Source organism: Myroides sp. LoEW2-1 (genome assembly GCF_009767705.1).
In the GTDB taxonomy this organism is placed as follows: domain Bacteria; phylum Bacteroidota; class Bacteroidia; order Flavobacteriales; family Flavobacteriaceae; genus Flavobacterium; species Flavobacterium album_A.
Window position 1 is genome coordinate 1 of record NZ_WSPP01000403.1, and the last position, 390, is coordinate 390.

The window sequence follows — 390 nt, forward strand, 5'->3', positions numbered from 1 at the left end:
GTCTTATATGCTTCAAGTCATGTTCATATGATGCTTAATACAGCATTAATGCAAATGATAGATACTTGTGAGTGCATCATTTTTGTTAACACCCCAAACTCAGTAAAACCAAATGAAGTTATTGCTAAAATTGTTTCTCCTTGGATTTATTCAGAAATAGGAATGACTAAGCTAATCAGAAAGAAAAGTAAAAATGAACACCGTTTTAAAAAACTTTTTGAAAATAAAAATTATTCGGAATTAGATGTAACATTCAATTTAGACACGGATCATTTAATTAAATTATCAATTAATGATTTACATGACTGGAAAAATAATTTTACAAAATTTAAATCCTTGCCGAGTTCTATGAATAACGCTCCCACTATAAAAAGAGCACTAGATTATTTA

General features: G+C 27.7%; 1 pseudogene. It reads left to right on the forward strand.

What is annotated here, in order from left to right:
- Window positions 1–27: 27 nt before the first annotated feature.
- Window positions 28–390 (forward strand): annotated as a pseudogene (locus tag GOQ24_RS16430) (hypothetical protein); the annotation flags it as partial.